A 26,522-nucleotide genomic window follows, 5' to 3' on the forward strand; every position below is an offset into this window, starting at 1 on the left:
TGGCGTTAAAAGCAGCTCGCTCTAGGACGTCTCGGGAAGGACTGGTGACATGGCTGCGCTGAAACTCGCGATCGGCAACAAGAACTACTCGTCATGGTCGATGCGGCCCTGGCTCGCGCTCCGCGCCAACGACATCCCGTTCGTGGAGACGCTGATCCCGCTCTACACCGACAATCCCGCGGACAAGGAGCAGATCCTGTCCTTCAGCCGCGCCGGCAAGGTGCCGGTGCTGGTCGATGGCGACATCACGGTGTGGGATTCGCTTGCCATCATCGAATACATCGCCGAGCGCTACCCGGAAGTGAAGCTGTGGCCGGACGATGTCGCTGCGCGCGCGCATGCCCGTTCGGTGTGCGCCGAGATGCATTCCGGCTTCGCCGCTCTGCGCAACGAGTGCGGCATGAACCTGCATCGGCCGATCCGCCCCGTGACGCTGTCGGCGGACGCCAAGGCGAACATCGCTCGGATCGAGGAGATCTGGCGCGAATGCCGCGCCCGCTATGGCGCGAAGGGGCCGTTCCTGTTCGGCCGCTTCGGCGCGGCGGACGCCATGTATGCGCCGGTCGTGCACCGCTTCCGCACCTATGCGATCGAGGTGGCGCCGGACACCAGGGCCTACATGGAAACGATGATGGCGCTGCCGGCATTCCAGGAATGGACGCGCGACGGGCTGGCTGAAACGCTTGTCATCGCGAAATTCGAGGACGCCTGATCGCAGCTCTGGTGGGTGCGGCCGACCGCGTGTCGGCCGGCGGCTCTCATGATCCGGAAATCGACCAGAGCAACGCCTCACTCGGAGCTGCGACCGGCCTGCCACACGCCCCCTGAACCAGCGACCCCGGCGGTATCATCGGTCCGCTGGTTCCATCTCTATCATTCTGAAAAAACTGCAAAATTTGTGTGCTCGCCATGCTGGCATGGTGCTGGCCAAAACGACCGGCCGCGTGCTATATAGCGGCCCGGGTTTCCGGCCAGCCATCGCAGTGGGACACTGGGCGAGGCAGGCGCTGTTTGAGTAATGGAGAGGGTGTTGAAGCACAAATTCCCCGTGGGAACGCGCGTCCTGTTCACGGCTAGCAATGTTGCGCGTCCGGCCGCCAGCGGCGCCTATGAGGTCATCCGCCTGCTGCCGACCGAAGGCGACGATTGCCAGTACCGGATCAAGAGCTCGACCGAAGCTTTCGAGCGCGTTGCCAAGGAAAGCCAGCTCGCGCTCTCCTGAAGGCTGTGACGCCGTCAGCGCATTGGCGACCCCGGGGAATTGCATTCTGCCGCCGTCAAAAGGCCTGCTTCACCTTCACAAGGTGAGCGGGGGCAGTTGCCGACACGCGGTGCTCGCTTGACCATTCGCTCTTTGCTCGCGTGAGGGGACGTCGCGCATGAACTGGGCATGGGCCAGTTCGCTTGACCAAATCTGGCGTTCGCCGGCCCTCCCGATGTGGATGACGCTGGCGGCTGCCGGATTCTTCGGATTGATCCTCCTGATCACGCTGCTGCGCGCCGACAGATCGGTCGCCAATGGTGCGCTGACCGTCATCACGCTGTTATCGATCGCGATCGCGGGGGCCGCCACCGTGCGCGTCTATGGACCGGAAGCGCAGTCCGCTCCAGCCGAAGCGCGCGCGCAAGGTGCGGTGACCGCGAGCCTGCCGGCGCTGTCCTGTCTCGACGATCTCGCCGGCGATGTCGTCGCCGCTGGTTGCGAGAAGGCGCTGTTCGGTGCGCCTGACGCAGCGGCTGCGGCGGTCTCCTACACTGCCGCCAGGATCGACCGGCTGACCGCGCTCGGCGACGCCGCCGCGGCCGAGAAGAGTCTGACAATCGACATGAAGGTGCTGCGCAAGTCGCTGGAGCGTGATCGCTACGGCCTTGTCGCGCATGTGCTGATGATGCGCGACGGCTGCACGCAGGTCGATTGCGCCGCGTTCCGCTCGCTGGCCGACCAGCGGCAGGTCGCGGCCAACATGGACTCCCATCTCTATGACACGCTGGTCGCGCGCTATGCGCCGACCTGGAACACGCCTGCAGCAGCGACAGCGATGCCGGTCACCGCTGCACTCGCCGGGATGCCGCCATCGGTGCCGACGGGCAAGCCGACCAATGCAGAGTTCCCGAGCGCTTCGTCGACGCCACCGGTGAGCATCATGAATCCGGAACCGTCGCCCGCGGCGACCCGCCAGGCGACGCCGGCCGCAAACGCAGCGGCGGCACCGCGTGCGCCGGCCGCGACCTCGGCACAGGCCGCAGCGCCGGCCGCGAAGAAGCCGCCGGCGCCAAAAGCTGCGCGTGCGCCGGCAGCCGCACCGGTTCCGCTCGCACCGCCGCCGGCATCGGCCGCTGCTCCGGCTGCGGATAATGAATAGATCGGCATTCCCAATGCGTGGCTGCCCGGCTAATGCTTGGGCATGCCACTCCATCTGATCAAGCTCGCCGTCGGCTGCGACTCCGTCAAGGAATTGAAGGAGTGGGTGGCCGAACGGATGCGGACCGCCAAGAAGAAGGGTCTGCCGCAACGTCACATCCACATCACCCGCATGGTGCCGAAGCGCGACGCCGAAATCCTCGCCGGAGGTTCGCTCTATTGGGTGATCAAGGGCGAGATCGCCGCGCGCGAGAAGATCATCGGCATCGAGCCGTTCCGCGACAAGGACGGCATCGGGCGCTGCCGGATCGTGATGCAGCCGAAGGTGATCTCGGTCTCGCCGCGGCCGATGCGCCCGTTCCAGGGCTGGCGCTATCTGACCGATGATTCCGCGCCGGCCGATCTCGGCAAGTCTGCGGCCGGCTCGATTGCGGCGATGCCGGAGCCGATGCGGCGCCAGCTGCGTGACCTCGGGCTGCTCTAAACAGCGATATTGTCGATCAGCCGGGTGGTGCCGAGCCTGGCCGCGACCAGGATCCGCAGGGGGCCGTCCTTGCGCGAGGTGACCGGTGCCAGCGTCTCGGCATGGCGGACCTCGTAATAGTCGAGCGCCAAGCCTGCCGCCTTGATCATCTCGGCGCCGCCTCCCATCGCAGGCGCGATCGAATCGCCGGCACGGATGCGCGCGGCGCTCTCTTTCATGGCGCGGTAGAGGACGGTGGCGGTCTGGCGCTCCTCGGGCGAGAGGTAGACGTTGCGCGAGGACATCGCGAGCCCGTCGCGCTCGCGCACGGTGCGGGAGCCGATCACCTTGACGCCGAGGTCGAGGTCGCGCGCCATCTGCATCACCACCCGCAACTGCTGAAAGTCCTTTTCGCCGAAGATCGCCACATCAGGCCGGCACTGCGTGAACAGCTTGCCGACGACGGTGGCGACACCGCCGAAGAAGTGCGGTCGGAAGCGGTCCTCGAGCCCGGCCAGCGCCGGCCCTTCCGGCACGATGCGGGTGGCAAAGCCCTCCGGATACATGGCTGCGACGCCCGGGTGCCAGACGATATCGACCTCCTCGGCGACGAGCCTGGCGATATCGGCCTTCCAGGTTCGCGGGTAGGCACCAAAATCCTCGGTCGGGGCAAACTGAGTGGGGTTGACGAAGATCGACACCACGACGCGAGTGGCGCGCCGCTTGGCAAGACGAACCAGCGACACATGCCCGTCGTGAAGGGCCCCCATGGTCGGGACCAGCGCGATCGTGGCCTTTCGCTTGCGGAGATTGTCGATGGCGCGTCGCAGGGTGGGGACCGTGCGGGCGATCAATGGGCTTGCTGACATCAGGACTCGACGGATTGGGAAGCGACGAAAGGCGCGGGCGCAGCGCCAGCAGGCTAACCTTAACAAGCGGCGCTCGTGGACGCCATGCATCCGGATGCGGCACAGCATCCCGCGCACGGTGGCGCAGCACGTTTGCGACATTGTGGGCCGGATCGCAGATGAAAGATGGCGCGCGATTCATGATGAAGCAGGGCGCGCTGCGATTTGCATTACCTGTCACGCATTTCACTTGACCGCAGAGGCGACCAACTCGAAGATATTCGTCAGGGTGTTGAGGATCGCTATGCTTGTGCAGGCTAGCCAAGGCCAATCCGGCGCGGCGCATGTGGTCGTGCTCGGCAACGAGAAGGGCGGCTCCGGCAAATCGACCACCGCCTTGCACATTGCTGTTGCGCTCCTGAAGGCCGGCCAGCGGGTCGCCACCATCGACCTCGACTGCCGCCAGCGAAGCTTCACCCGCTATATCGACAACCGCGCCGCCTGGGCCCGTCGCACCAAGCTCGACCTCGAACTGCCGGTGCATCGCTGCATCAAGCTCGGCGAGACCATGCAGATTGCCGAGAACGAGACTTCCGAGTTCCAGCAGTTCATGGAGGCGGTCTCGGCAGTCGAGAGCAGCTTCGACTTCATCGTCATCGATACGCCCGGTACCGACAGCTATCTGATGCGGCTTGCCCATTCGATGGCCGACACCCTGGTGACGCCGATCAACGACAGCTTCCTCGATTTCGATGTGCTCGGCACCGTCGATCCCGCGAGCTACGCGGTGACGGGCGAGAGTCACTATGCCGAGATGGTACGCGACGTCAGGCGCAAGCGCCGCCAGGTCGATGGCGCGACCACCGACTGGATCGTCGTGCGCAACCGCCTCTCCATGCTCGGCTCCCGCAACAAGCAACTCGTCGCCGAGGGGTTGAAGGATTTGTCGCTGCGGCTCGGGTTCCGCTACGTCGATGGCTTCGCCGAGCGTGTCGTGTACCGCGAATTTTTTCCGCGCGGCCTGACCGCCCTCGATGAGATCGATGAGGCCACGCTCGGCATGCGGCCCAATCTCGGCCATCTCACCGCGCGGGAAGAGGTGACGAGCCTGCTCCGCCAGCTCAAGCTGCCGCTCGACGAGCGCGGCCGCCGCCGCGCCGCCAACCGGGCCGAGTGGTTCAGCCAGGTCGACAAGCCGCTTGAGGTCCACGACATCCTCGGCGCCTGACGCCTCGGTATCGCGCCAGTTCCAGCCGTTCCGGGTAATACCTGTCGCGGGAACCCGGCCCGCGTCCGGCGCGTTCTATCCTGCATCTACTGCGAAATCGAACCGAATCGAGACCGGTTGCGTCGAACGGTGACCTGCACCCTGACGTAGCGGTATGAGGATGGGGTGCTCACAAACCGTGTGCGACGCACAATGAAAGGGCTGCGGGCTCACAATATTTAGCCTTCCTGTCACGCTCCTGTGACATATATTAGGGAATAGGCGACCAGGGGCCGAAGAGCCCCGGAAGAACACGATTTTCAACAGGGATTCAGGCCGCAAAGCCTGAGGCTGAGGACGAAAATGAAGCGTGGAATTGCCGTTCTGGTTTCGGTCAGTGCCCTCTGCGGCATCGCCTATTTCACGGCGAGCAAGTGGGCGATCAAGCACGAGACCATCACCTTCTACGATGCCTCGCGCGACAACCGCCCGGTGCCCGTAGACATCGCGGTGCGCCGCGACAAGGAACTGCAGGCCAATGCCGGCATGATCACGCTGCCGGTCGCCGTGATCAACCACGGCAACACCGTCAAGAACACCGAGTACGGCTTCCTCGCCAACATCTTCGCCGCGCGCGGCTACATGGTCGTGAGCCCGCAGCATGATTTGCCGACCGATCCTCCGATGGTGACCAAGCCCGGCGAACTCTACGTCGGCCGGCTGCCGCAGATCCTGCGCGGCGTCGCCAACATCCATCTCGCCATGCAGGAGATGAAGAAGGTTCAGCCCAACGCCGACTATGACAAGGTGACCATGGTCGGCCACTCCATGGGCGGCGACATCACGATGTACTTCGCCAAGCAGTATCCGGACGAAGTCAAGAAGGTCGTCACGCTCGACAATCTGCGCGTGCCCTTCGTCACCGCCGGCAAGTTCAAGATCCTCTCGTTCCGCTCGCAGGATCCACAGTTCAAGACGGACGCAGGCGTGCTCCCGACCGACGAGGAATGCGAGAAGGCGGGCATCCAGGTCGTGAAGACCGAATTCCAGCACAACGACATGCGCGACACCGGTCCGGATGCGGCCAAGAGCTCGATCCAGAGCATGCTCGACAAGTTCCTGAACGCGACGGACAGCGAGGTGGCGCCGGTCGACACGCAATCGGCCCCGCCCAAGGTCCTCGAGCCTGGTCCGGTCGCCCTGATGGCGCCTGCCAAGAGCTGACGTACAAGGGCTGACGTACAAGAGCTGACATCGCCGCTCGACTGTAAGCCTCCGCCGGCGCCCGCCCGCGGAGGCTTTGCGCATTGACCGGGCCGCATGCGCTGACCACATTAGCCGTTCACGCAAGGTGCAAGCGATGTCGGGCGAACCCATCAAACCGCGCGGTCGCGATGCCGTCTCGGCGCAAGCAGACGGCGCGCTACCGCAAGCGGGGACCTCAACCGCGGAAGACATCGCCGCCTTCGTCGCCAAGGCGCGGGCCCTGTCACCGCATGCACCGGGCGCGAAGGGACGGCTGATCTTTGCGCTGGATGCGACGATGAGCCGGCAGCCGACCTGGGACATGGCCTGCGCGCTCCAGGCCGACATGTTTCGCGAGGCCGCGGCGCTCGGCAGTCTCGACATCCGGCTGGTCTATTATCGCGGCTTCAACGAGTGCCGGGCCACGGGTTGGATCTCCGACAGCGCCAAGCTGGCGGCGCTGATGAGCAAGATCGATTGCCGCGGCGGCGACACCCAGATTGGCAAGGTACTGAGCGAGGCCCGGCGCGAGGCGGTCGCATCCGGCGTGCGGGCCGTGGTCTTCGTCGGCGATGCCATGGAGGAAGAAATCGACCAGCTCTGCGCCAAAGCCGGCGAACTCGGCATGCTCAAGGTGCCGGTGTTCGTGTTTCAGGAAGGTCATGACGCCGTCGCCGAGCGGGCCTTCCGCGAGATCGCGCGCCTGACTGGCGGTGCCTGGTGCCGGTTCGATCCCGGTGCGGCGGCGCAGCTGCGCGAGCTGTTGCGGGCAGCTGCGGCCTATGCCGCCGGCGGACGTGAGGCGTTGCTGAAATTGGCTGGAAGCGTGAGCGGCGCGGCGAAGCTGATCAGCCAGCTGAAATAGCGGCCTGGCCGGCGGCAGTGAACGCCATGCTTTTTGACGAGAGGACGACTATATTCCGGCCATGACCCTGCTTGCCGGCGCTGTCGCTGTTATCACGCTTTACCTGCTGCTCCAGATGTTCCGCTCCGCCAATCCGGCGGTGCTGGCGCGCACCATCAAGTTCGGCGGCGGCGTGCTGGCGCTGGCGGTCGCAGCCTTCACGGGCTTGCGCGGCGAGCTGGCGGTTGCGATCCCCCTCGGAATATTTGGCGCCGGGTTGCTCGGCTGGACGCCGTTGGCGAATGCCGGCTTCGGCAATGTCGGAGGGCTGTTCGGCGGCGGCGCGACGCGCCCGTCCGGGCAGGCCTCGCGGGTGCGCTCGCCATTCCTGGACATGCGGCTCGACCACGACTCTGGCCAGCTTTCCGGCCAGATCGTCGCGGGGCCTCACGCCGGGCGCAGTCTCGATGAGTTCGATCTCGCCGGCCTGCTGGCGATGGTCCCGACCTTCGACGCCGAGAGCGTGGCCTTACTTGAAAGCTATCTGGACCGCCGGTTTCCCGCTTGGCGTCAGAACGCGCAGGGCGATGCGGCAGGGCGGCAGCGCCGCACGGCGGCGAGCAGCAAAATGACGGCGGAGGAAGCCTATCAGATCCTTGGCCTGCAGCCGGGCGCGGGGCGCGACGACATCAGCCGGGCCCACAAGGCCCTGATGAAGAAACTCCATCCCGACCAAGGGGGCTCGACGTATCTCGCTGCCCGGGTAAACGAGGCCAAGGATACTCTGCTTCGCACGCATAACGGCTAACTCCGGCACCACGCCACAAACGCCCGTACCGCGTGAGCTCCGTTTGCTCTGTGTCGCCGTCGCCCGCCTGTGTCGGCGTGGTCGATCCCCTCAAGCAAAGTTTTAACCGTAAATCCTTGACGAGAGGTTGTCGTGGAACAGCCTTGTCGTGAAACCGCTTCGGCATCACCGCAGCCCAAAATGAAAATGCCCGCGCAAGGCGCGGGCATTTGGTCTGCAACGGAGGAAGGAGATCAGTTGCGAACGGTGATGCAGGAGATCTCGGCACGCTTCAAGGTGCGGCAGACTGCTTCGGCCTGGTCGCGCTCGAGCCCGGCGAAGCGGGCGCGGTAGAGCTTGCGATTGTCCTTGGCGACAACGGGCTCGGTGAACGGGTCGGCCTTGCTGAGCAAGCCGCGCGCCGAGTTGCGGGCGGCATCGATGCGCTGCTGAGCTTCGTTCTCGCTATCGAGCGCGCCGACCTGGACGATCCAGCCGCTGTGGGTGACGGCTGGCCTGGTGGTGGCGCTCATCTGGATCGGCTGCGACGGCGGCTCGGCGGACGCGAGCTTCGGAGCGGCGGGAGCGGGCGCCGCGGCCGGCAGCACCCCGAGAATGCCGTTGCCGGTGCCGAAGCCGGCCGGCTGCCGAGGCAGTTCGGTGCGGGCAATCTCGGCCTTCGGCGCTTCCGGCTGGCTCACCGCCTCCGGCTTGTTGATGAGGTCTGCCCTGGCGACGATGGCGCCGGAGGTTTCCGCGACGTCCGAACGCGGCGGGATGGTGCTGGTGACCGGCGGCGCGACCTGAGCCGGGGCCGCAGAGGCGACCTTCACGGCGCCGGCCTTGACCTGAACCGTCTTGACCCGAACCGGCTTCATCGGCTCGGACGAGCCGGGGATGATGGAGAGCGGCTGGCTCGAGATCACACCATTGGTGAGCGGCGCAGGTTCGACCTTGGACTCCGTCGGCCGAACTTCGGGTTTGGGCTGAGCGGGCGGCATGGCGGCAGTCGCGGCGGCCAGCGTCGACAGACGCGCGGCAAGGCGTGACGGGGCAGCCTCGGGAGCAGGCGCTACAGCGGCCTGGACCTGCGGCGCGGAGCGGGGAGCATCCGATGCATCGGCGACGTCGGTATTGGCCTCGGCGCCGTTGCGCTCCGTGACTGCGGCGACGGTGTGGACGGTTGCACCCTTCTCGAGATTCTCGGCGAGCAGGTTGCGCATGATGGCGTCGCGCGAACCGCCGCTACGGCCGCCGAGCACAACGCCGATCAGGTGGCGGTTGCCCCGGCGCATCGAGGTAACGAGGTTGAAGCCTGAGGCGCGGGTGTAGCCGGTCTTGATGCCGTCCACGCCCTCGACGCTGCCGAGCAGGTGGTTGTGGTTGCGGATCGACTGTCCCCGCCAATTGAAGGTCGAGGTCGCGAAATAGCGATAGTAGCGCGGGAAGCGCTCCTGGATGGCGCGACCCAGCGTAGCCTGGTCGCGTGCGGTCGTGACCTGCTCGTCGTTGGGAAGGCCATTGGCGTTGCGGTAGACCGTCCGCGACATGCCGAGCGAGCGCGCCTTGCGCGTCATCATCTGGGCGAAGTCGTCCTCGTTACCGGCGATCGCTTCTGCGATCACCACGGCTGCATCGTTGGCTGAACGGGTGACGAGGCCCTTGATCGCGTCCTCAACGCGAATGGTCTGGCCGGCACGCAGATTCAGCTTGGTCGGATCCTGGTCGGCAGCGTGCTGGGACACCGGCATCTCAGTGTCGAGTTTCATCTTGCCGGATTCCAGGCGCTCGAACAGCAGATAGAGCGTCATGATCTTGGTCAGCGAGGCCGGATGGCGAATCCCGTCAGGACTTGTCGCCTGCAGCACCGCGCCGGAATTGCCGTCGATGATGATGGACGCGAATTTCGGGCTGGAGCTCTCGGACACATCGCGCTGGACCCGGTGGTGCGCGTAGTGTCGGCGATGGCGCCGCGCTTCGGCAGCATCGGTGGTGAAGATGACTGCGGTGGTGACCGTAAGAAGCCCGAAAACGCCAACCCGCGCCAAGCGCGAGGAAGACAAGTTTTTACGAAGCATGGAACCCCGTCCCCGTTTCTGACTTGATCACCGGCCCGTGAGGCGAAATTGTGCCCAATAAACCCGGGATCATTACCTGCTCAGGCTGTCCCTCCGCTGGTGTTCGCCGCGGGGGACGTTGGACCCGAGCCGCTGTTCTGGCCAAGGTGATGTTCTCAAACGGCTTTTGGCCGCTTGCGGAAGTGAACACGTCCAGGGAATCAGGGTAGGGGGCCGCGGTTTCCAAAAGCTTAAGGAACCCTTGCGGGAAACCCCGGGAATTTCTGCGATTTGCATCGAATTTTGTGCGATGCACAAGATTGTTGACTTTTTTGTGCGTTGCACTAATTTTGGGCGAAGTCAGGGAGCCGGGGCTTCCCGACGTGAGCCAGGGAAAAGGATTCCGAGATGTTCAAGGTTGAAGACTTTCAGAACTACGGGAAAGAGCAGTTCGAGCAGTGCGTTGCCTCCGCGACCTCGGTGCAGCACGGCCTCCAGGCGATCGCGAGCGCCTATGGCGACTATACGAAGAAGTCGTTCGAAGACACCAAGTCCTTTGTCGAGAAGCTTTCCGGCGTGAAGTCGCTGGACAAGGCCATGGAAGCACAGACCGATTTTGCCCGTTCCGCCTACGAGACCTTCGTTGCGGAATCGCAGAAGATCGCCGGCCTCTACAACGACCTCGCCAAGCAGGCGTTCAAGCCGGTCGAGACGATTGTGTCGAAGTTCACCCCGGCCGCTCACTAAACTCTCCGGGAAATCCTGGAAGCGAAAAGCCCGGCTGAAACAGCCGGGCTTTTTTTGTGAGTGGCTCCACTTCCGCGTCAGCGCGAGACGTGGAGCTTGGAGATGGAGGTTCCGATCTGACTGAAAGCGGATGCGATCTGGCTGGAGCTCGTCAGCATGAAAAACTTGCTTGAGTCGCTCGCGCAGGCCGGCAGGACCGCCGATTGGCCAGCGCCATCCGTATCGATCTGCACGGTGTAGATGGTGACGCCTGAATTCTTGATGTTCGTGCACAAGGTGCTCATGCGGGCATCGACCTGTGTGCTCGTACTAGAGAAGTCACCGTACCAGCGGTTGCCGGTGTTCAGGCCGTCAGTGAACAGCACAATGATGTGCTGGTAGGTGTTGCCGGTGATCGATTCCGCCGGTGCATTGAGGGGAGACTGCTGGAGCAGCGAGAACCAGCCCCACTGCAGGCCGATGGTTTGGTTGGTTGCACCGCGCGCGGTCATCGAGTTGATCGTGTTGTTGACCGCAGTCCAGTTGTAGGTCAGGGGGAGGATCTGGGCTGTCGGGCACGATTGATCCTGATCCGCGTAGAAGGAGGTGGCGAGAGAGGAGGGCGCGGTCGAGGTGACATCGTAGTTGGAGCTCTTGTCGCGGTCGGTCACGCATCCGTTCCACAGTGTCTTGTCGATCGTAGGCGTGTGATTCCAAGTGTAGCCGTGCCCCACGCATTGGGCATAAGTCATCCAGTAGCCGCCGCTGCAATAGGTCTGCCAGGGATACGACGAGTTCGGATAATTCGTGGGGTCCCACTGGTCCCAGCGCAGCCAGCTCGCATTGACGTTGGACGTGCCGACATTGACATCGATCTCGAACGGAATGACGGAAATGTAGACGTCGCCGGGGTTGACGGCGAGATTAGACAATTGGGTCACGAGGCTCTTGGCGGCGTTCTGCAACGAGGCGAGCTTGTTGTAGTTGGCCATCGATCCGGTGTTGTCGAGCACCAGTGCGACGCGGAGCAGGTTGGCTCCCCAAGTGCTGGTCGCGGTCGCGCCGAAACCGAGGTTCGGAAATCCGGCGATCTTCATGAATTCGGTCGGGATGGATCCGGATCCGGTGACCTGGACCGTCGCATTGCTACTGCTGCTGGCGGCGGTGTAGGTCGCGGAGATCGAGAGGGATTGAGCGCTTGTATTGGTGTACAGGCCGGTGAAGTAGCTCTGTGCCTTTGAGCTGATTTGGGATGTCGTGATTGTGCCCGCCGACAGGTCCTTGGAGAGCATCAGAGCAGTGGAGTCCAGCGCCGCCTGCATCGCGGTACGGGCGTTGGCGGCCCGGCTGTAATCGATGGCGGCGCCTATGAAGGTCAACACCGGGACGAGCGCGATGGCGAAGATCACGGCGATATTGCCTTGCTCGGCTCCGGCAAAACGGGCGAGCTGTCGACCAATGCGGATGACGACGGACGAGCGACACATGGCGACCCCGAAATCTGTGACTTTGCCGGATTTTGCGCCACATCGTTGAATCGCCGGTAAATTGCACGCTGCAAAGCCGGAGGGACCACGGACCAAAAGGTCGCGCCCTGCACCGCGGCTGGGTTCCTGGTCAACGCGTTCTAAACAGGCCGGCCGGAAATTTTTGTCAAATCGGTCCGGATTGATTAACCTTGGTGGGGATCGCCCGGACCGGGAATCGGGACCGCCGCGAGCCGCATCGACCAGGTGGCACGCTTGCGGCGAGGCGGGAGGGGGCCCATATTGCTTGCGAGCGATCCGGCTTCGACCGGACCGGTTGGAAGCGGCGATCCAATAGGGCGGCGCGCCTGTGCGAGGCTCCGGGTGCGGAGCGGTGCGGCGGACCGTCTTTCGCTTCCGTGGGGAATTTGAACGCCTGTGCCATGCCGCAACTGACTTCCAGACTCGACCTGTCCGCCGCCGCCCACGCTCTCCGGATGAGCAATGATGACAACCGTGCGGGCGGCCCGTCCGGGCCGAACACGTCGGTCATCACCAAGGTCAAGCCCAAGACCAAGCGGCCGAATCTGTACCGCGTGCTGATCCTGAACGACGACTACACGCCAATGGAATTCGTCGTCCACGTGCTGGAGAAGTTCTTCAACAAGGACGTCGAGGCTGCGACCAAGATCATGCTGCACGTCCACCATCATGGGATCGGGGAGTGCGGCGTGTTCACCTACGAGATTGCCGAGACCAAGGTGACGCAGGTGATGGACTTCGCCCGCAAGCACCAGCATCCGCTGCAATGCGTGATGGAGAAGAAATAGGTCACGGCGCGTTCGAAGTGTAAGTAGCAGTGTGACCGCCGTGTGGCGCGCGCGACGCCGCTTGTAACCGGCAAACTACGGAAATCCACGCCCTCGCCAATCCCGCCCAAATCGGAACGGGTTTTGCATCGAGAATATTCCGGGGTGCGCAGCCGCCGAGTCGCGGAACCGGTCTTTTGCCGCGATCTTGTATAACTATATGTGACGAAGGTTGTTGTTGCCTGACCGGGCGATGGCGATCATGATGGTGGGGGCCATAGAGGACGCGAATGCCGACTTTTTCCCAAAGCCTTGAACAATCCCTGCATCGTGCGCTGGCGATCGCAAACGAGCGTCATCACCAATACGCGACGCTCGAGCATCTTTTGCTCTCCTTGATCGACGACTCCGATGCAGCCGCCGTCATGCGCGCCTGTAGCGTCGATCTCGACAAGCTCCGTACGAGCCTCGTCAACTATCTTGAGACCGAATTCGAGAACCTGGTGACGGATGGCGCCGACGACGCCAAGCCGACCGCCGGCTTCCAACGCGTGATCCAGCGCGCGGTGATCCATGTGCAGTCGTCGGGTCGCGAAGAGGTGACCGGCGCCAACGTGCTGATCGCGATCTTCGCCGAACGCGAGAGCCATGCCGCTTACTTCCTGCAAGAGCAGGACATGACGCGGTATGACGCGGTCAATTACATCAGCCATGGCATCGCCAAGCGGCCCGGCGTCTCCGAGGCGCGTCCTGTGCGCGGCGTCGACGAGGAGACCGAGACCAAGGGCAACGAGGATGCCAAGAAGAAGGGCGAGGCGCTCGAGACCTATTGCGTCAACCTCAACAAGAAGGCGCGCGACGGCAAGATCGACCCGGTGATCGGACGCAACTCCGAGATCAACCGCGCGATCCAGGTGCTGTGCCGCCGGCAGAAGAACAATCCGCTGTTCGTCGGCGAGGCCGGCGTCGGCAAGACCGCGATCGCGGAAGGCCTTGCCAAGCGCATCGTCGACAGCGAGGTGCCGGAAGTGTTGGCGGCCGCGACCGTGTTCTCGCTGGATATGGGCACGCTGCTCGCCGGCACGCGCTATCGCGGCGACTTCGAGGAACGCTTGAAGCAGGTGCTCAAGGAGCTCGAGGCGCATCCCAATGCGATCCTGTTCATCGACGAGATCCACACCGTGATCGGTGCGGGCGCGACGTCGGGCGGGGCGATGGACGCTTCCAACCTGCTCAAGCCGGCGCTTGCCTCGGGCACGATCCGCTGCATGGGCTCGACGACCTATAAGGAATATCGTCAGCACTTCGAGAAGGACCGCGCTCTGGTGCGGCGCTTCCAGAAGATCGACATCAACGAGCCGACGGTCGAGGATGCCATCGCGATCCTCAAGGGCCTCAAGCCGTATTTCGAGGACTACCACCGGCTGAAGTACACCAATGAGGCGATCGAGGCCGCCGTGCAGCTCTCCTCGCGGTACATCCACGACCGCAAGCTGCCCGACAAGGCGATCGACGTGATCGACGAGTCCGGTGCGGCGCAGATGCTGGTTGCCGAGAACAAGCGCAAGAAGACCATCGGCATCAAGGAGATCGAGACCACGATCGCCTCGATGGCGCGGATTCCGCCGAAGAGCGTGTCGAAGGATGATGCCGAGGTGCTCAAGCATCTCGAGCAGACCCTGAAGCGCACCGTGTTCGGCCAGGACAAGGCGATCGAGTCGCTCGCCGCCTCGATCAAGCTGGCACGCGCGGGCCTGCGCGAGCCGGAGAAGCCGATCGGCTGCTACCTGTTCTCCGGACCCACCGGCGTCGGCAAGACCGAGGTTGCCAAGCAACTCGCGGCCGCGCTGGGCGTCGAGCTGCTGCGCTTCGACATGTCCGAATATATGGAGCGGCATACCGTGTCGCGCCTGATCGGCGCGCCTCCCGGCTATGTCGGCTTCGACCAGGGCGGCCTGCTCACCGATGGCGTCGACCAGCATCCGCATTGCGTGGTGCTGCTCGATGAAATCGAGAAGGCGCATCCGGACCTCTACAACGTGCTGCTCCAGATCATGGATCACGGCCGGCTCACCGACCACAACGGCAAGCAGGTCAACTTCCGCAACGTGATCCTGATCATGACCACCAATGCGGGCGCAGCGGATCTCGCCAAGCAGGCGTTCGGGTTCACCCGCTCCAAGCGCGAAGGCGACGACCACGAGGCGATCAACCGGCAGTTCGCGCCGGAATTCCGCAATCGTCTCGATGCCATCGTCTCGTTCGGCCATCTCAGCGTCGAGGTGATTGGCACGGTCGTGGAGAAGTTCGTGCTTCAGCTCGAGGCGCAGCTCGGCGACCGCGACGTCACAATCGAGCTGTCCGAAGAGGCCAAGGCCTGGCTGATCCAGCACGGCTATGACGAGCAGATGGGCGCACGTCCCATGGCCCGCGTGATCCAGGAGCACATCAAGAAGCCGCTGGCCGACGAGGTGCTGTTCGGCAAGCTGAAGGGCGGCGGCCACGTTCGCGTCGTTCTGGTCAAGGACGAGGCCGACGAGAGCAAGGAGAAGATCGGATTCGAGTTCGTTGAGGGTCCGGTTACGCCGAAGCAGGAGAAGCTCCCGGGCGCCCGCAAGCGCCCGCCGGGCAAGTCGAAGCCGGGCGGTCCTGGCGGCTCGAAGGGGCCGACCTCCAAGGGGCCGCTGGTCAAGGTTTGATCGGCGTGTGGTGAAATCGAAAAGGCCGGCTGAAGAGCCGGCCTTTTATTTTGGGTCGCAGTTGGCCCTACGTTCCGGCCTCTGGCGCTGCCGCCGGCGGCCTCGGCTTTCTCGGAGCGGCGGGCCGCGCGCGGGCAGGGGCCGACGGCTGCATCGTCACGATGACCGGATTGGGCTTGTGATCGGTCGCAGCCCCGGTCGCGGCGTCGACGCCCATGCCAACGACGCCGCCCAGCAGAAGATTGCCCGCGAATCCGGCGGCCCCGCTGGTCTGGACGTCCCGGCTGAGCGGCACGACTTGCGGCTCATACCCTTCCTTCTGGAAGGTGATCGAAATGTCGGCGTTTCGCTTGACGACCACGGAGCAGGGCGTCGTGCAGGTGGTCGGAACCTCCATTCCGCTGACCACGGCTTCCACGCCCGAAGGTGTCGATGAGATGCTGATGTTTTCCGTCGTACCGCGCGTAACGGACGCGCAGCCGCCAAGCATGACGCTGAGCGCCACTATTCCAAATGAACGCATGAAATGCCCCTTGTCCCGCGGCGAGTGGAGCGCAACCGGAGCGAGAGGGCAATACGTCAGGCGTCCAAATGGTTAAACCACGCACAGGTTGTGTGGGAGATACCGAGAAGGCGGCCGTGGCGCGCTCATTCCCCTTTCATCCGCTGTCCTTCCTGAACCCGGACATGCTCGGCGCCGCGCGCGCCCGCGGGTGACAAGCGCAGCATGCTGAGCAGCGCGCCGCACAGGGCAAAACCGACGCCGGCGAGCAGCGCGATCCTGGTGCCCTCCTGCGGGTAGCGGCCGAGCAACAGTGCGACCAGCGCCGCGCCGGTGGTTTGGCCGAGCAGGCGGGCGGTGCCGAGCATGCCGCTGGCGCCGCCGGAGCGCTGACGCGGGGCGGCGGCGATCATGGTGCGGTTGTTCGGCGTCTGGAACAGGCCGAAGCCAAAGCCGGCGAGGGCCATGCGCCAGACGACATCGACGGCGCTGGGCTCGGCCGGCAGCATCGCCAGCGAGGCGAGCCCGCCTGCGAACAGCAAAAGGCCAATGCCGCCGAGCAAGCCGGCCGGATAATGCTCGACGAGGCGCCCGGCGAGCGGGGCGGCGAACGTCACCGTGATCGGCCAGGGCGTGATCAGAAGGCCCATATGCACGGCTGAATAGCCGAACCGACTTTGGAGGTAGAACGGGATCGCGACGAAGGCGAGCATCTGGGCGCAGAACGAGGCGACCGAGGTCGCGATCGACAGGGCGAAGATCGGGATGCGCAGGAGATCGATCGGCAGCAGCGGCACAGCCATATGCGTCTCGCGCCAGATCAGGGCAGCGCCCGCGATCGCGGCGACGGCGAATTCGATCATGCAGGTGAGGAGCGGCTCGCCATGGCCGACGCTGTCGACGGCGAAAATGCCGACGCCGAAGGTGACGGCGCTCAGGCCCGCGCTCTGCCAGTCGAATGAATGCGCCGCCAGGCGCGTGTGCGGCAGGCAGCGGGCGCCGAGCGCAACTGCAACTGCACCGATCGGCACGTTGATCGCGAACAGCCAAGGCCAGCTTCCCACTGCCAGGATACCCGAGGCCAAGGTCGGCCCGATCGCGGCCGAGACCGCCACGACGAGCGCGTTGCGCGCGATGCCACGCCCAAGCAGCGCATGCGGATAGGTGAAGCGCACCAGCGCGGTGTTGACGCTCATGATGCCGGCCGCGCCAAAACCCTGTATGACGCGCGCGACGGTCAGCAGCGGCAGCGAGTGCGCGATGGCGCAAAGTGCGGAGGCAACGGTGAACAGCGCAAGTCCCGCCAGATAGACACGCCGATAGCCGACGATCTCGCCGAGCGAGGCCAGCGGCAGCAGCGAGATGGTGATCGCGAGCTGATAGCCGTTGACGATCCAGATCGAGAAGGCAGGGCTGGCATCGAGGTCGGCCGCGATCGTCGGCAGCGCCACATTGGCGATGGCGCCATCGATCACGGACATGGTGATGCCGAGCGCAATGGTGAGGATGGCCCATCGACGCTGCGGCAGCGGCAGGCCATCCGCCTGCTCGATGGTGACTGTCGACATTGTGAGCGGCGTCTGGTTTCGCGAATCGAACTCTGCCAGGTGGCCGAGTATTGCGCCAACAGGGCAGGACCGCGATAGTTCCGGAGCCGCAATTACCAGCGCGCGGTCGCCTTGCCCCAGACATAGAGGGCAATGAGCCCGAGTGTCACCGCCGTCGAGAAGACCAGGATGGTGCGATCGCGGTCGATCCGCGTCAATTCGGTGCGGTTGAGATTAAGCACCATGAACAGGGCCTTCATGGCAAATCGGCGCATCGGCAGCCAAGCGAGGGCCGCAGGGTGCCACGGCCGACGCAAGCGGGCTTGATGCAGCTCAAGTGTCCTACACCGCCGGCGGATTACGGTCGATGAAGGTCGTGCGCTGGTGCCAATAGGGATAGGGCAGCGTCACCTGGCTGGCGGCATCGAGCTTTGCGACCTGGTCCTTGGTCAAGGACCAGCCGACCGCGCCGAGATTTTCGCGCAGCTGGGTTTCGTTGCGCGCGCCGATGATCAGCGTCGAGACTGTGGGGCGCTGGAGTAGCCAGTTGAGCGCGATCTGCGAGACGCTCTTGCCCGTCTCCTTGGCGATCTCGTCGATTGCATCGACGACACGGTAGACGTGCTCGTCCGGCACGGGCGGGCCAAACTCGGCGGTCTTGGGCAGCCGGCTGACCTGCGGCTTCGGCTGACCACGCCGGATCTTGCCGGTGAGGCGTCCCCATCCAAGCGGCGACCAGACCACCGCGCCGAGGCCCTGGTCGAGGCCGAGCGGCATCAGCTCCCATTCGTAGTCGCGTCCGATCAGTGAATAGTAGGTCTGGTTGGCGACGTAGCGCGGGAAGCCGTGCTTGTCGGCAACGCCGAGCGACTTCATCAGGTGCCAGCCCGAGAAATTCGAGACGCCGACATAGCGGATCTTGCCGGCGCGCACGAGCACGTCGAGGGTGGCGAGCACCTCTTCGGGCGGGGTGAAGGCGTCGAAGCCATGGAGCTGGAACAGGTCGATATGGTCGGTGCCGAGCCGGCTCAGCGAACCGTCGATGGCGGCGAGCAGGTGCTGGCGCGACGAGCCGATGTCGTTAGGGCCGTCACCGAAGCGGAACGACGCCTTGGTCGAGATCAGGACCTTGTCGCGGCGACCCTTGATGGCTTCGCCGAGCACCCGCTCGGACTCGCCGAGCGAATAGACATTCGCTGTGTCGAACATCGATACGCCGGCCTCGAGACAGATGTCCAGAAGGCGCCGCGCTTCGGTCGCGTCCGTCGTGCCCCAAGCAGCGAGGCGGCCGACGCCACCGAAGGTGCCGGTGCCGAGACTCAACGCGGGCACCATGAGGCCCGACCGGCCCAAGCGTCGGTATTCCATCGATTGGCTCCTTGGCTGGCCGCTGATTGATCACTGCGGCTCGGTGCCAAAGGATACCGCAAGCAGGCGCCGCGTCCTATCACGTGCGCACATAGCGGCCTTGCCTGAGAGCGGCCTAATCGTGCAGGCGCATGTCGTCGAATGCTGCATTGGCAACGTGCGAGCCGGGTGTCTTCACCAAGGATTGAGCTTCGAGCCTTGTTGCGGGCCCAGGGAAGCACGCTGGTTCGCTGTCACGCGTTTGCCGCGGCAGGAGCGTCAGGCTCCAGCCCACCAGGACCAGCACCGCGAGCCGGAGTGCGATCACACCCAGCAACAGCTCCGATCCGCCTATGGTGTGGTGAGTCCTCATGTGCGCCAGCCTGATCCAGGCCGCCAGGCAAGACAATCTGGAATTGGCGAGCATTGCCTTCGCTCGAAGCGAAGGCTCGTGGTGATAGCTGACTGGAACGAGATCTCAATGCCGCAGCTGCTCGGGGCGTCAGCCAAGCTGCGGCTCTATCACGAGGTGACAGTGGCAGCCGCCGCCGACGAACAATTCTTCGAATATCTGAACTGTCACCCAAAGACGGGGATGCTGGCGGCCGTGAACACCGCCGGCGCCTGATCGACTAGGTTATGCAATGACCGAGCAAGTCCGGATGCGCCGCGCAGATGTGGTGCGCGCCGGCATCCCGCAGCTCGGCCTCGCTGCCATAGCCGTAGAGCACGCCGATGGCGGTCATGCCGTTGGTGCGGGCGCCGACCACGTCATGGCTGCGGTCGCCGATCATGATCGCGTTGTTCGCATCGACCTTCGTCTCGTCCAGCGCATAGCGGAGCAGGTCGCGCTTGTCGACGCGCGTGCCGTCGAGCTCGGAGCCGAACACGCGCTCGAAATACGGTTTCAGTCCGAAATGATCGACGATGCGCGTGGCGTAGACGGCGGGCTTGCTGGTCGCGACGAACATGCGCTGACGTGTCGCTGCGAGCGATGACAATGTGTCCGCAATTCCGCTGTAAGCCTCGTTCTCGAACAGGCCGATATCGCTGAAGCGCTCGCGATAGAGCAGGAGCGCGCGGTCGGCGAGCTCATCGGTTCCGGTGAGTTTTCTCAGGCTCGCAAGCAGCGGAGGGCCGATGCACCAGGTCAGTTCGTCCTCGCTCGGCACCGAAACCCCGAGCCGCTCCAACGCATACTGGATCGAGCGAGTGATCCCGGGCTTAGGGTCGGTCAGCGTTCCGTCGAGATCAAAAAAGATTGTCACCATCAGGCGGGACCTGCGTTGATACTGCCGTATGTTGCTAGTTGGCTGGGGTTCCAAGTCAAGGTCCGATTTATCCGATTGCGACGATGCCATGCGAATAGCTCGGGTTATCGCTGTCTTGTGCCTGGCCCTCGTGCTGTCGCCGGCGCTCGCAGAGGAGACGTCGCCTCCCGACGTACCTGCGAAGGCCGAGGGACCAGCGAAGCCGGTGGAAAAGCCGAATGACGCCCGCGAGAGTGACACGCGGGAGTCGATCTGCTTGATCGTGGAGGCGGCGGCACGCGACAACGACCTGCCGCTGGAGTTCTTCGCCCGCGTGATCTGGCAGGAAAGCCGCTTCCACGCCGATGCGGTCGGGCCCATGACGCGCAGCGGCGAGCACGCGCAGGGGATCGCGCAGTTCATGCCGGGCACCGCGAGCGAGCGCGGACTGCTCGATCCCTTCAATCCGGTGCAGGCGTTGCCGAAATCGGCGGAGTTTCTGAACGAGCTGCGCAACCAGTTCGGCAATCTCGGCCTGGCGGCCGCTGCCTACAATGCGGGGCCGCGCCGGGTGCAGGAATGGCTCGATGGCACCGGCGGAATGCCGGAGCAAACCCGCAACTACGTTTACGCAATCACCGGCACCAGCGTCGATGCCTGGGCCAAGGCGGGCAGCACCGGCAAGGGACCGCCGAGTTCGCCGCCGACGAGCTGCCGTGATCTGATGGCGTTGCTCAAGCGTGCTCCCAACCCGTTCGTCGCCGAGCTCGAGCAGCATGTGGAGCTTGCCGCCGCAAAGGTCTGGGGGGTGCAGCTCGCGGCCGGCTTCGACCGCAACAAGGCGTTGGCGATGTATTCCCGGGCCGTCACGAAACTGAGCGCCGTGATCGGCGAGCGTGATCCGAGCCTGCTGAGCTCGGTGATGCGCAGCCGCGGCACGCGTGCGTTCTACCAGGTGCGCATTGGTGCGGATACCCGGGCCGAGGCGGATGATCTGTGCAACCGCATCCGCAAGGCGGGTGGCGCCTGCTTCGTTCTGAGGAATAGGGGTGTGAGGGGGTAGGCACTCCCGTCATTCCGGCGCGCGACGAAGAGCTTCGGAATCCATCGTGCAGCGATCTCTGTGGCGCAATGGATTCCGGGTTCGCGCCAAGGCGCGCCCCGGAATGACCGCGGTGGGTGTTTCACGCATGCCAGCCCCGCCGCGGACTTCCTTGACGCAGACCGCCGTACTGCCCGTTATGCGGGCACGATTCCTCACCCGGCCAAAACTCCCGTGGCGCTTCCTCCGCTCGATTCCCCTCAATGGCAAAGCCCGTGGCGCGCCTTTGCGTGGGGATTGCGCTCGATCACGCAGACGATCCTCACCGTCGTCCTGTTCGTGACCTATCTTGGCATCGGCGCGCTGGCTCATGACACCCATTTCAGCCTGATCTGGGCGCTCTGCTCGACGCTGTTCGTCTGGGCGGGGCCGGCGCAGATCATCTTGATCACCACGCTCGGCTCGGGCGCCACCATCGTCCAGTCGGCGATCGCGGTGACCGTCAGCGCCATCCGCCTGTTTCCGATGGTGGTCTCGGTGCTGCCGCTGATGCGCACGCCGAAGACGAAACGGCGCGAGCTGATCTTCGCCGCGCACCTCACCGCGGTGACGCTGTGGGTCGAGTGTCATCGCTTCCTGCCGCAGGTGCCGCGCGAGCGGCGGATCGCCTTCGTCCACGGGCTCGGCTGCGGCCTGGTCTCGGTGTGCCTCACCGCCAATACGGTCGGCTATTTCCTCGCCGCCAACCTGACGCAGACGCTTGGTGCGGCGATCCTGCTGCTCACACCGCTTTCGTTCCTGTTCTCGACCGCACGCAACAGCCGCGAGGTTGCTGATGTCGTGGCGCTGACACTCGGGATACTGCTTTATCCGCTGGCGGCGAAGATGAACTCGGGTCTCGACATCCTCGTGAGCGGCACGGTGGCGGGCACGATCGCCTATGGTGTGCATTGGTGGCGGGAGGTGCGCGCGTGAGTCTTGCGCAAGCGATCGGGGACTGGCACGCGCTCGCCGTGCTGTTCGTCGCCGGCGTCGTTCCCAACCAGATCTGGCGCATGCTGGGCCTGTGGTTCGGCGGCGGCATCGACGAGGGCTCCGAGCTATTGGTCTGGGTGAGGGCGGTCGCCACCGCGATCCTGGCCGGCGTCATCGCACAGATCGTGGTCGAGCCGCCCGGGGCGCTTGCGAGCGTACCCGATATCCTGCGCTATGGTGCGGTCGGCGCCGGGCTCGTCGTCTTCCTGCTGACGCGCCGTTCGATCTTTGCGGGTGTGGTCACGGGCGAAGTCTTCATGCTGGCCGGCAAGTGGTGGTTGGGCTAAAACCGCCGGCGAACAGTAGGGATGGACATATGGTTCGCGAACAGGAGCTCCGCGAGGGCGAGGTCGCTATCGAGCTGCCGCCGACGCAAGATGCCGGACTCGTCTTCATCGGCCGTATCCGCACGCCCTGGACATCGCGGCTGGAGACGCCGCGGCAGGGGCGTCAGGACGGCCCGATATGCCGCCTCGAGATCTTCGAGCCGTTCGTGCCGGCCATCAAGGGCGTCGATTTCTACAGCAATCTCGAAGTGCTCTATTGGCTCGACAAGTCGCGCCGGGACATCATCCTGCAGAGCCCGAAGAACAACGAGAAAACGCGCGGCACGTTCTCGCTGCGCTCGCCGGTGCGGCCCAATCCGATCGGCACCTCGATCGTGAAGCTGGTCGGTATCGAGGGCAACGCGATCCTGGTGCGCGGGCTCGACTGTATCGACAATACGCCGCTGATCGATATCAAGCCGGATCGTTGCGAGTTCACGCCGCTGGCTGCGCCGCAGAAGGGCGATTTCGAGACCGAGTGAGGAGCGCTCCGCTCTAATCCCGTCATTGCGAGGAGCTCTTGCGACGAAGCAATCCAGACTGCCTCCGTGGAGGGATTCTGGATTGCTTCACGGGGCCTGTCATCGGGCCGCGCTTGGCGCGGACCCGTTGGCTCGCAATGACGATGGATGCGGCGCCGCCTACCCCGCCTTCAGCGCCGCGGTCAGCTTCGCCGCGTGCTCTCGCAGCACCTTGTCGTCTTCCTTGCGGCTCGCCGGCGGCAGCATGGCGACGCCGTCGTGGCGCGGCATCACGTGCATGTGGAGATGAAACACCACCTGTCCGCCGGCAGGCTCGTTGAACTGCTGCACGGTGATGCCGTCGGCCTCGAACGCCTTCATCGCCGCGGCGGCGATCCTGTGCGCACCGCGGGCGACATGGGCGTAGTCGTCCGGTTTGATGTCGAGGATGTTGCGGGCAGCGACCTTCGGGATCACCAGCGTGTGACCGGGTACGCGCGGCATGATGTCGAGGAAGGCGAAGACGTGCTCGTCCTCGTACACCTTGTAGCAGGGCAGTTCGCCGCGCAGGATCTTTGCGAAGATGTTGTTGGCGTCGTAGGCGGTCATGATGGCTCCTCGGCGGCTCCTCGAGATTTTGCGCTTACTGTCACCAGCAGCGGCGAGGCGTCAAGGCGCCTCGTCGCCGCCTTTGCGGAACGGACCGAGCTCGGCGAGCTCACGCCCGGCCTCCGCGACATAGGCGCGCTCGCGCTTGAGGTAATCATCGATGGCGCGGCGCAGTCCGGGATCGGCGATGAAATGGGCGGAATGGGTGGTGCGCGGCAGGTAGCCGCGCGCGATCTTGTGCTCGCCCTGCGCGCCGGCCTCAACATGCTTCAGGCCGTGTCTGATTGCGAAGTCGATCGCCTGATAATAGCAGACCTCGAAATGCAAGAACGGATGATGCTCGACCGCGCCCCAGTTGCGGCCGAACAGCGTGTCCGAGCCGATGAAGTTGATGGCGCCCGCGATCCAGCGATTGTTGCGGCGGGCCATCACCAGCAGCACATCCTCGCTCATGGTTTCGCCGATCAGCGAGAAGAACTCGCGCGTGAGATAGGGGCGGCCCCATTTACGCGAGCCGGTCTCCATGTAGAATTCGAAGAAGGCGTCCCACGCATCCTCGGTGATGTCTTTTCCCGTGAGCCAGTGGATCGTGATGCCGGCGGCCAGCGCATCGCGCCGCTCGCGCTTGATCGACTTGCGGTGGCGGGAGTTCAGCGTCGCCAGGAAATCGTCGAAGCTCGTAAAACCCTCGTTGTGCCAGTGGAACTGCTGGTCGGTGCGCTGGAGGAAGCCGTGCTCGGCGAGCAGCTTCCATTCGTCCTCGCGCGCGAAGGTAACATGCACGGATGAGGCTTTGCTGACGCCGCACAGCGCCACCAGCCCGCTCGCCAGCGCGTCTGTGATGCGCTCGCGGTCGACACCGTCGCGAACCAGCAGCCGCGGTCCCGTTGCCGGGGTGAAGGGAACTGAGACCTGAAGCTTCGGATAATAGCGTCCGCCGGCGCGCTCATAGGCATCCGCCCAGCCGCGGTCGAAGACGTATTCGCCTTGCGAGTGCGATTTCAAATAGCAGGGCACAACGCCGGCGACGCGGCCGTCGAGCTTGGCCACGAGGTGGCGCGGCCCCCAGCCGGTGCGGATCGTTGCCGAACCCGATTTCTCGGCCGCGGAAAGAAACGCGTGCGAGACGAACGGGTTATAGGCGGGTCTTGAGAGCCCGAGAGAATCGCCTGGAGGAGCGGATGAGGTTCCCGCGCCATGACCGTTGCAAGCCTTCTCGTTAAAGGTCTTGCCGGGGTTGGCGCAGGCGTCCCAATCCTCGGGCGAGATGTCGCCAATGGACGGTACGGCCTCGAGCGTAATTTCGGATGATGCCATTGCGCCCAAGATCGTGCATTGCAGCAGCGACTTCAAGGGGCGGGAACACAGGTCGGGCGGTCGCCACCGCCGTCATTGCGAGCCAACGGGTCCGCGCGAAGCGCCCGATGACAGGCTCCGCGAAGCAAATCCAGACTGTTTCCGCGAAGGGATCCTGGATTGCTTCGTCGCAAGTGCTCCTCACAATGACGAGGAGGGAGGGGCGCCCTATGGCACGAACCCCTCGAAGATCATCTGGTCCGCATAGCGCCCAACCCGGGTCCGCTGCTCTGGCGTGCGCACGGTCCAGCCGAGCAGGGCGCAGCCGAAGACGTTGCGGGCGATCCAGGGGGCGGGGGCCGGGAGGTGGTCGACCTTGAAGGCGACGAAGTGCGGCTGGGTCTGCAAGCCGTGCCGCAGGTAGAGCATGCTGTCGCGCTGCTTCTGCGTGAGCTTGGCCCAGTACTCGTCCTCATAGGTCCGCTGCGCGACGATGCCGCGCGGGCGGTCGGGCAACAGCTCGCGCAGCGCGAGCACCTGGTCGGGATCGAAGGACATGCCGACCGCCGGGCCATCATAGGACGCCAGCACCTCCGCCATTCGCTTCACCAACTTGCGGTCACCGCCAAAGTGGCTCTTCACCTCGATCACCAGCGGCACGCGGCCGGCGACGAGGGCGCAGAGGTCGGACAGCGACATCATTCGCTCGTCCGTGTCCTTGAATTTGAGGGCTTTCAGCTCCGCGGCGGTTTTCGAGATGACCTCGCCGGTGGCCTCCGTGAGGCGGCCGAGCGCATGGTCGTGATGCACCATGGCCTCGCCGTCGGCGGAGAGCTGGATGTCGACCTCGACCGAGAAATTGCCTGTGATCGCAGCCTGCACCGCGCCCGGCATGTTCTCGACGATGCCGCGCGAAATGTCATGCAGGCCGCGATGGGCGACCGGCCGGGCTGTCAGCCAATCGGGAGCGCGCATGCGCGTCAGGCGACCTCGAACACGCCTTCGACCTCGACCGCCGCATCCGCAGGCAGCGAGGCGACCCCGACGGTGGTCCGGGCATGGCGGCCCTTGTCGCCGAAGGCGGCAACCATCAGGTCGGAGGCGCCGTTGAGCACCTTCGGCCCGTCCAGGAAGTCCGGCGCCGAGTTGATGAAGCCGCCGAGGCGCACCACGCGCACGACCTTGTCGAGATCGCCGAGCGCTGCCTTGACCTGGGCCAGCAGGTTGACGGCGCAGCCGCGCGCGGCGGCCGCACCGTCTTCGATGGAGACGCCCGCGCCGAGCTTGCCCTTGGCGATCAGCTTGCCGGCGGGGTCGAAGCAGACCTGGCCGGAGACGAACAGCAAGTTGCCGGTGCGCACGAACGGGACGTAGTTGGCGACGGGGGTGGGAGCCTCATGTAGCCTGATGCCCTGTTCCGCCAGTTTCTGCTCGACCGTGCCCACCATGTCCGACCTCGTTGTCCAAAAATCATTGCCCCCGGCGCGTCCGTTAGAACGCCGGGCGCGACCTGTTTCGCCCATCGTGCCGCCACATGCAAGCAACCCAACCAGACCGGGGCTGCGTTTTGTTGAGGCGGAGCAGCAGGTTCAGC

At 64.7% G+C, this 26,522-nt stretch carries 28 protein-coding genes and 1 pseudogene; 16 read left to right on the forward strand and 13 right to left on the reverse strand.

Annotation, left to right across the window (positions count from 1 at the left end):
* The first annotated feature begins 49 nt into the window (after window positions 1-49).
* The 4 genes from EAV90_RS09430 to EAV90_RS09445 all read left to right on the forward strand — a co-directional run bounded on the left by EAV90_RS09430 (window position 50) and on the right by EAV90_RS09445 (window position 2,846).
* Window positions 50-712: a glutathione S-transferase family protein gene (locus EAV90_RS09430; RefSeq protein ID WP_122402837.1), complete on the forward strand. Its 663-nt coding sequence runs from the start codon at window positions 50-52 to the stop codon at window positions 710-712.
* Window positions 713-1,018: 306 nt separating this feature from the next.
* On the forward strand, window positions 1,019-1,222 hold the full coding sequence (locus tag EAV90_RS09435; RefSeq protein WP_085969273.1) for a hypothetical protein: 204 nt from the start codon (window positions 1,019-1,021) through the stop codon (window positions 1,220-1,222).
* 157 nt (window positions 1,223-1,379) lie between these two features.
* Window positions 1,380-2,363, forward strand: a complete 984-nt coding sequence (locus EAV90_RS09440) for a hypothetical protein (RefSeq protein ID WP_122402838.1) — start codon at window positions 1,380-1,382, stop codon at window positions 2,361-2,363.
* A 42-nt stretch (window positions 2,364-2,405) separates the two neighbouring features.
* Window positions 2,406-2,846 (forward strand): DUF1489 family protein, encoded by a 441-nt coding sequence (locus EAV90_RS09445; RefSeq protein WP_122402839.1) that lies wholly within the window; start codon window positions 2,406-2,408, stop codon window positions 2,844-2,846.
* Here EAV90_RS09445 and panC read toward each other — a convergent pair.
* Window positions 2,843-3,694, reverse strand: coding sequence for a pantoate--beta-alanine ligase (gene panC / locus EAV90_RS09450; protein ID WP_122402840.1), 852 nt, complete (start codon window positions 3,692-3,694; stop codon window positions 2,843-2,845). The two genes, EAV90_RS09445 and panC, sit on opposite strands and share 4 nt — an antisense overlap.
* 283 nt (window positions 3,695-3,977) lie before the next feature.
* On the opposite strand from panC, the gene EAV90_RS09455 reads away from it, so the two are divergent.
* The 4 genes from EAV90_RS09455 to EAV90_RS09470 all read left to right on the forward strand — a co-directional run bounded on the left by EAV90_RS09455 (window position 3,978) and on the right by EAV90_RS09470 (window position 7,777).
* The gene (locus tag EAV90_RS09455) at window positions 3,978-4,901 is read left to right on the forward strand and encodes a division plane positioning ATPase MipZ (RefSeq protein ID WP_122406620.1); all 924 of its coding nucleotides are present in this window, start codon (window positions 3,978-3,980) and stop codon (window positions 4,899-4,901) included.
* A gap of 342 nt (window positions 4,902-5,243) precedes the next feature.
* On the forward strand, window positions 5,244-6,104 hold the full coding sequence (locus tag EAV90_RS09460; protein ID WP_122402841.1) for an alpha/beta fold hydrolase: 861 nt from the start codon (window positions 5,244-5,246) through the stop codon (window positions 6,102-6,104).
* Window positions 6,105-6,240: 136 nt separating this feature from the next.
* Window positions 6,241-6,990, forward strand: a complete 750-nt coding sequence (locus EAV90_RS09465) for a vWA domain-containing protein (RefSeq protein WP_122402842.1) — start codon at window positions 6,241-6,243, stop codon at window positions 6,988-6,990.
* Between the two features lie 61 nt (window positions 6,991-7,051).
* A complete protein-coding gene (locus tag EAV90_RS09470; RefSeq protein ID WP_122402843.1) occupies window positions 7,052-7,777 on the forward strand; it encodes a DnaJ domain-containing protein in 726 nt (241 codons plus the stop codon).
* A 233-nt stretch (window positions 7,778-8,010) separates the two neighbouring features.
* Here the strand turns inward: EAV90_RS09470 and EAV90_RS09475 are convergent, their stop codons facing one another.
* Window positions 8,011-9,834 (reverse strand): D-alanyl-D-alanine carboxypeptidase, encoded by a 1,824-nt coding sequence (locus EAV90_RS09475; RefSeq protein WP_129143236.1) that lies wholly within the window; start codon window positions 9,832-9,834, stop codon window positions 8,011-8,013.
* A gap of 387 nt (window positions 9,835-10,221) precedes the next feature.
* Here EAV90_RS09475 and EAV90_RS09480 point away from each other — a divergent pair, with 387 nt between their 5' ends.
* Window positions 10,222-10,560 carry a phasin family protein gene (locus tag EAV90_RS09480; protein WP_122402845.1) on the forward strand — a complete coding sequence of 113 codons (339 nt, stop codon included), beginning with the start codon at window positions 10,222-10,224 and terminating at the stop codon, window positions 10,558-10,560.
* Between the two features lie 77 nt (window positions 10,561-10,637).
* On the opposite strand, the gene EAV90_RS09485 is transcribed toward EAV90_RS09480, so the two are convergent.
* Window positions 10,638-12,026: a TadE/TadG family type IV pilus assembly protein gene (locus tag EAV90_RS09485; RefSeq protein ID WP_122402846.1), complete on the reverse strand. Its 1,389-nt coding sequence runs from the start codon at window positions 12,024-12,026 to the stop codon at window positions 10,638-10,640.
* Window positions 12,027-12,502: 476 nt separating this feature from the next.
* On the opposite strand from EAV90_RS09485, the gene clpS reads away from it, so the two are divergent.
* Entirely contained in the window at window positions 12,503-12,835 is a 333-nt protein-coding gene (clpS, locus tag EAV90_RS09490; protein ID WP_162500239.1) for an ATP-dependent Clp protease adapter ClpS, read from the forward strand.
* 269 nt (window positions 12,836-13,104) lie between these two features.
* Window positions 13,105-15,513, forward strand: a complete 2,409-nt coding sequence (gene clpA, locus EAV90_RS09495) for an ATP-dependent Clp protease ATP-binding subunit ClpA (RefSeq protein ID WP_122402848.1) — start codon at window positions 13,105-13,107, stop codon at window positions 15,511-15,513.
* 67 nt (window positions 15,514-15,580) lie between these two features.
* On the opposite strand, the gene EAV90_RS09500 is transcribed toward clpA, so the two are convergent.
* The 5 genes from EAV90_RS09500 to EAV90_RS09515 form a co-directional block, all read right to left on the reverse strand.
* Window positions 15,581-16,036, reverse strand: coding sequence for a PEGA domain-containing protein (locus EAV90_RS09500; RefSeq protein ID WP_162500240.1), 456 nt, complete (start codon window positions 16,034-16,036; stop codon window positions 15,581-15,583).
* A gap of 125 nt (window positions 16,037-16,161) precedes the next feature.
* On the reverse strand, window positions 16,162-17,583 hold the full coding sequence (locus EAV90_RS09505; protein ID WP_122402850.1) for an MFS transporter: 1,422 nt from the start codon (window positions 17,581-17,583) through the stop codon (window positions 16,162-16,164).
* 92 nt (window positions 17,584-17,675) lie between these two features.
* Window positions 17,676-17,822, reverse strand: a complete 147-nt coding sequence (locus tag EAV90_RS39360; RefSeq protein WP_162500034.1) for a hypothetical protein — start codon at window positions 17,820-17,822, stop codon at window positions 17,676-17,678.
* 82 nt (window positions 17,823-17,904) lie between these two features.
* Window positions 17,905-18,930 carry an aldo/keto reductase gene (locus tag EAV90_RS09510; protein WP_122402851.1) on the reverse strand — a complete coding sequence of 342 codons (1,026 nt, stop codon included), beginning with the start codon at window positions 18,928-18,930 and terminating at the stop codon, window positions 17,905-17,907.
* Between the two features lie 115 nt (window positions 18,931-19,045).
* On the reverse strand, window positions 19,046-19,336 hold the full coding sequence (locus EAV90_RS09515) for a hypothetical protein (protein ID WP_244607979.1): 291 nt from the start codon (window positions 19,334-19,336) through the stop codon (window positions 19,046-19,048).
* Between the two features lie 66 nt (window positions 19,337-19,402).
* Here EAV90_RS09515 and EAV90_RS09520 point away from each other — a divergent pair.
* Window positions 19,403-19,537 (forward strand): annotated as a pseudogene (locus tag EAV90_RS09520) (phenylacetaldoxime dehydratase family protein); the annotation flags it as partial.
* A gap of 4 nt (window positions 19,538-19,541) precedes the next feature.
* Here the strand turns inward: EAV90_RS09520 and EAV90_RS09525 are convergent.
* Window positions 19,542-20,180 (reverse strand): HAD family hydrolase, encoded by a 639-nt coding sequence (locus tag EAV90_RS09525; RefSeq protein ID WP_122402852.1) that lies wholly within the window; start codon window positions 20,178-20,180, stop codon window positions 19,542-19,544.
* Window positions 20,181-20,268: 88 nt separating this feature from the next.
* On the opposite strand from EAV90_RS09525, the gene EAV90_RS09530 reads away from it, so the two are divergent.
* The 4 genes from EAV90_RS09530 (at window position 20,269) to tsaA (ending at window position 23,044) form a co-directional block, all read left to right on the forward strand.
* Window positions 20,269-21,222: a transglycosylase SLT domain-containing protein gene (locus tag EAV90_RS09530; protein ID WP_122402853.1), complete on the forward strand. Its 954-nt coding sequence runs from the start codon at window positions 20,269-20,271 to the stop codon at window positions 21,220-21,222.
* A 213-nt stretch (window positions 21,223-21,435) separates the two neighbouring features.
* Window positions 21,436-22,176, forward strand: coding sequence for an AzlC family ABC transporter permease (locus EAV90_RS09535; protein ID WP_122402854.1), 741 nt, complete (start codon window positions 21,436-21,438; stop codon window positions 22,174-22,176).
* On the forward strand, window positions 22,173-22,523 hold the full coding sequence (locus EAV90_RS09540; protein ID WP_122406622.1) for an AzlD domain-containing protein: 351 nt from the start codon (window positions 22,173-22,175) through the stop codon (window positions 22,521-22,523). The genes EAV90_RS09535 and EAV90_RS09540 overlap by 4 nt, the downstream gene beginning before the upstream one ends.
* Window positions 22,524-22,552: 29 nt before the next feature.
* Entirely contained in the window at window positions 22,553-23,044 is a 492-nt protein-coding gene (gene tsaA, locus EAV90_RS09545) for a tRNA (N6-threonylcarbamoyladenosine(37)-N6)-methyltransferase TrmO (RefSeq protein ID WP_129143237.1), read from the forward strand.
* Window positions 23,045-23,203: 159 nt separating this feature from the next.
* Here tsaA and EAV90_RS09550 read toward each other — a convergent pair whose 3' ends face one another.
* The 4 genes from EAV90_RS09550 to EAV90_RS09565 all read right to left on the reverse strand — a co-directional run bounded on the left by EAV90_RS09550 (window position 23,204) and on the right by EAV90_RS09565 (window position 26,376).
* On the reverse strand, window positions 23,204-23,632 hold the full coding sequence (locus tag EAV90_RS09550) for an HIT family protein (RefSeq protein ID WP_122402856.1): 429 nt from the start codon (window positions 23,630-23,632) through the stop codon (window positions 23,204-23,206).
* Between the two features lie 60 nt (window positions 23,633-23,692).
* Entirely contained in the window at window positions 23,693-24,949 is a 1,257-nt protein-coding gene (locus EAV90_RS09555) for a GNAT family N-acetyltransferase (protein WP_122402857.1), read from the reverse strand.
* Between the two features lie 207 nt (window positions 24,950-25,156).
* Window positions 25,157-25,903: a glycerophosphodiester phosphodiesterase gene (locus tag EAV90_RS09560; protein WP_122402858.1), complete on the reverse strand. Its 747-nt coding sequence runs from the start codon at window positions 25,901-25,903 to the stop codon at window positions 25,157-25,159.
* Between the two features lie 5 nt (window positions 25,904-25,908).
* Window positions 25,909-26,376 carry a RidA family protein gene (locus EAV90_RS09565; protein ID WP_122402859.1) on the reverse strand — a complete coding sequence of 156 codons (468 nt, stop codon included), beginning with the start codon at window positions 26,374-26,376 and terminating at the stop codon, window positions 25,909-25,911.
* Window positions 26,377-26,522: the final 146 nt, after the last annotated feature.

Origin of the sequence: Bradyrhizobium vignae, assembly GCF_004114425.1 — a bacterium.
Classification (GTDB): domain Bacteria; phylum Pseudomonadota; class Alphaproteobacteria; order Rhizobiales; family Xanthobacteraceae; genus Bradyrhizobium; species Bradyrhizobium vignae.

What these genes read in the sequence shown, in the direction of transcription:
- EAV90_RS09430 (WP_122402837.1), top strand. Translation starts at nt 50, where the DNA reads ATGGCTGCGCTGAAACTCGCGATCGGCAACAAGAACTACTCGTCATGG.
- EAV90_RS09435 (WP_085969273.1), top strand. Translation starts at nt 1,019, where the DNA reads ATGGAGAGGGTGTTGAAGCACAAATTCCCCGTGGGAACGCGCGTCCTG.
- EAV90_RS09440 (WP_122402838.1), top strand. Translation starts at nt 1,380, where the DNA reads ATGAACTGGGCATGGGCCAGTTCGCTTGACCAAATCTGGCGTTCGCCG.
- EAV90_RS09445 (WP_122402839.1), top strand. Translation starts at nt 2,406, where the DNA reads ATGCCACTCCATCTGATCAAGCTCGCCGTCGGCTGCGACTCCGTCAAG.
- panC (WP_122402840.1), bottom strand. Translation starts at nt 3,694, where the DNA reads ATGTCAGCAAGCCCATTGATCGCCCGCACGGTCCCCACCCTGCGACGC.
- EAV90_RS09455 (WP_122406620.1), top strand. Translation starts at nt 3,978, where the DNA reads ATGCTTGTGCAGGCTAGCCAAGGCCAATCCGGCGCGGCGCATGTGGTC.
- EAV90_RS09460 (WP_122402841.1), top strand. Translation starts at nt 5,244, where the DNA reads ATGAAGCGTGGAATTGCCGTTCTGGTTTCGGTCAGTGCCCTCTGCGGC.
- EAV90_RS09465 (WP_122402842.1), top strand. Translation starts at nt 6,241, where the DNA reads ATGTCGGGCGAACCCATCAAACCGCGCGGTCGCGATGCCGTCTCGGCG.
- EAV90_RS09470 (WP_122402843.1), top strand. Translation starts at nt 7,052, where the DNA reads ATGACCCTGCTTGCCGGCGCTGTCGCTGTTATCACGCTTTACCTGCTG.
- EAV90_RS09475 (WP_129143236.1), bottom strand. Translation starts at nt 9,834, where the DNA reads ATGCTTCGTAAAAACTTGTCTTCCTCGCGCTTGGCGCGGGTTGGCGTT.
- EAV90_RS09480 (WP_122402845.1), top strand. Translation starts at nt 10,222, where the DNA reads ATGTTCAAGGTTGAAGACTTTCAGAACTACGGGAAAGAGCAGTTCGAG.
- EAV90_RS09485 (WP_122402846.1), bottom strand. Translation starts at nt 12,026, where the DNA reads ATGTGTCGCTCGTCCGTCGTCATCCGCATTGGTCGACAGCTCGCCCGT.
- clpS (WP_162500239.1), top strand. Translation starts at nt 12,503, where the DNA reads ATGAGCAATGATGACAACCGTGCGGGCGGCCCGTCCGGGCCGAACACG.
- clpA (WP_122402848.1), top strand. Translation starts at nt 13,105, where the DNA reads ATGCCGACTTTTTCCCAAAGCCTTGAACAATCCCTGCATCGTGCGCTG.
- EAV90_RS09500 (WP_162500240.1), bottom strand. Translation starts at nt 16,036, where the DNA reads ATGCGTTCATTTGGAATAGTGGCGCTCAGCGTCATGCTTGGCGGCTGC.
- EAV90_RS09505 (WP_122402850.1), bottom strand. Translation starts at nt 17,583, where the DNA reads ATGTCGACAGTCACCATCGAGCAGGCGGATGGCCTGCCGCTGCCGCAG.
- EAV90_RS39360 (WP_162500034.1), bottom strand. Translation starts at nt 17,822, where the DNA reads ATGAAGGCCCTGTTCATGGTGCTTAATCTCAACCGCACCGAATTGACG.
- EAV90_RS09510 (WP_122402851.1), bottom strand. Translation starts at nt 18,930, where the DNA reads ATGGAATACCGACGCTTGGGCCGGTCGGGCCTCATGGTGCCCGCGTTG.
- EAV90_RS09515 (WP_244607979.1), bottom strand. Translation starts at nt 19,336, where the DNA reads ATGCTCGCCAATTCCAGATTGTCTTGCCTGGCGGCCTGGATCAGGCTG.
- EAV90_RS09525 (WP_122402852.1), bottom strand. Translation starts at nt 20,180, where the DNA reads ATGGTGACAATCTTTTTTGATCTCGACGGAACGCTGACCGACCCTAAG.
- EAV90_RS09530 (WP_122402853.1), top strand. Translation starts at nt 20,269, where the DNA reads ATGCGAATAGCTCGGGTTATCGCTGTCTTGTGCCTGGCCCTCGTGCTG.
- tsaA (WP_129143237.1), top strand. Translation starts at nt 22,553, where the DNA reads ATGGTTCGCGAACAGGAGCTCCGCGAGGGCGAGGTCGCTATCGAGCTG.
- EAV90_RS09550 (WP_122402856.1), bottom strand. Translation starts at nt 23,632, where the DNA reads ATGACCGCCTACGACGCCAACAACATCTTCGCAAAGATCCTGCGCGGC.
- EAV90_RS09555 (WP_122402857.1), bottom strand. Translation starts at nt 24,949, where the DNA reads ATGGCATCATCCGAAATTACGCTCGAGGCCGTACCGTCCATTGGCGAC.
- EAV90_RS09560 (WP_122402858.1), bottom strand. Translation starts at nt 25,903, where the DNA reads ATGCGCGCTCCCGATTGGCTGACAGCCCGGCCGGTCGCCCATCGCGGC.
- EAV90_RS09565 (WP_122402859.1), bottom strand. Translation starts at nt 26,376, where the DNA reads ATGGTGGGCACGGTCGAGCAGAAACTGGCGGAACAGGGCATCAGGCTA.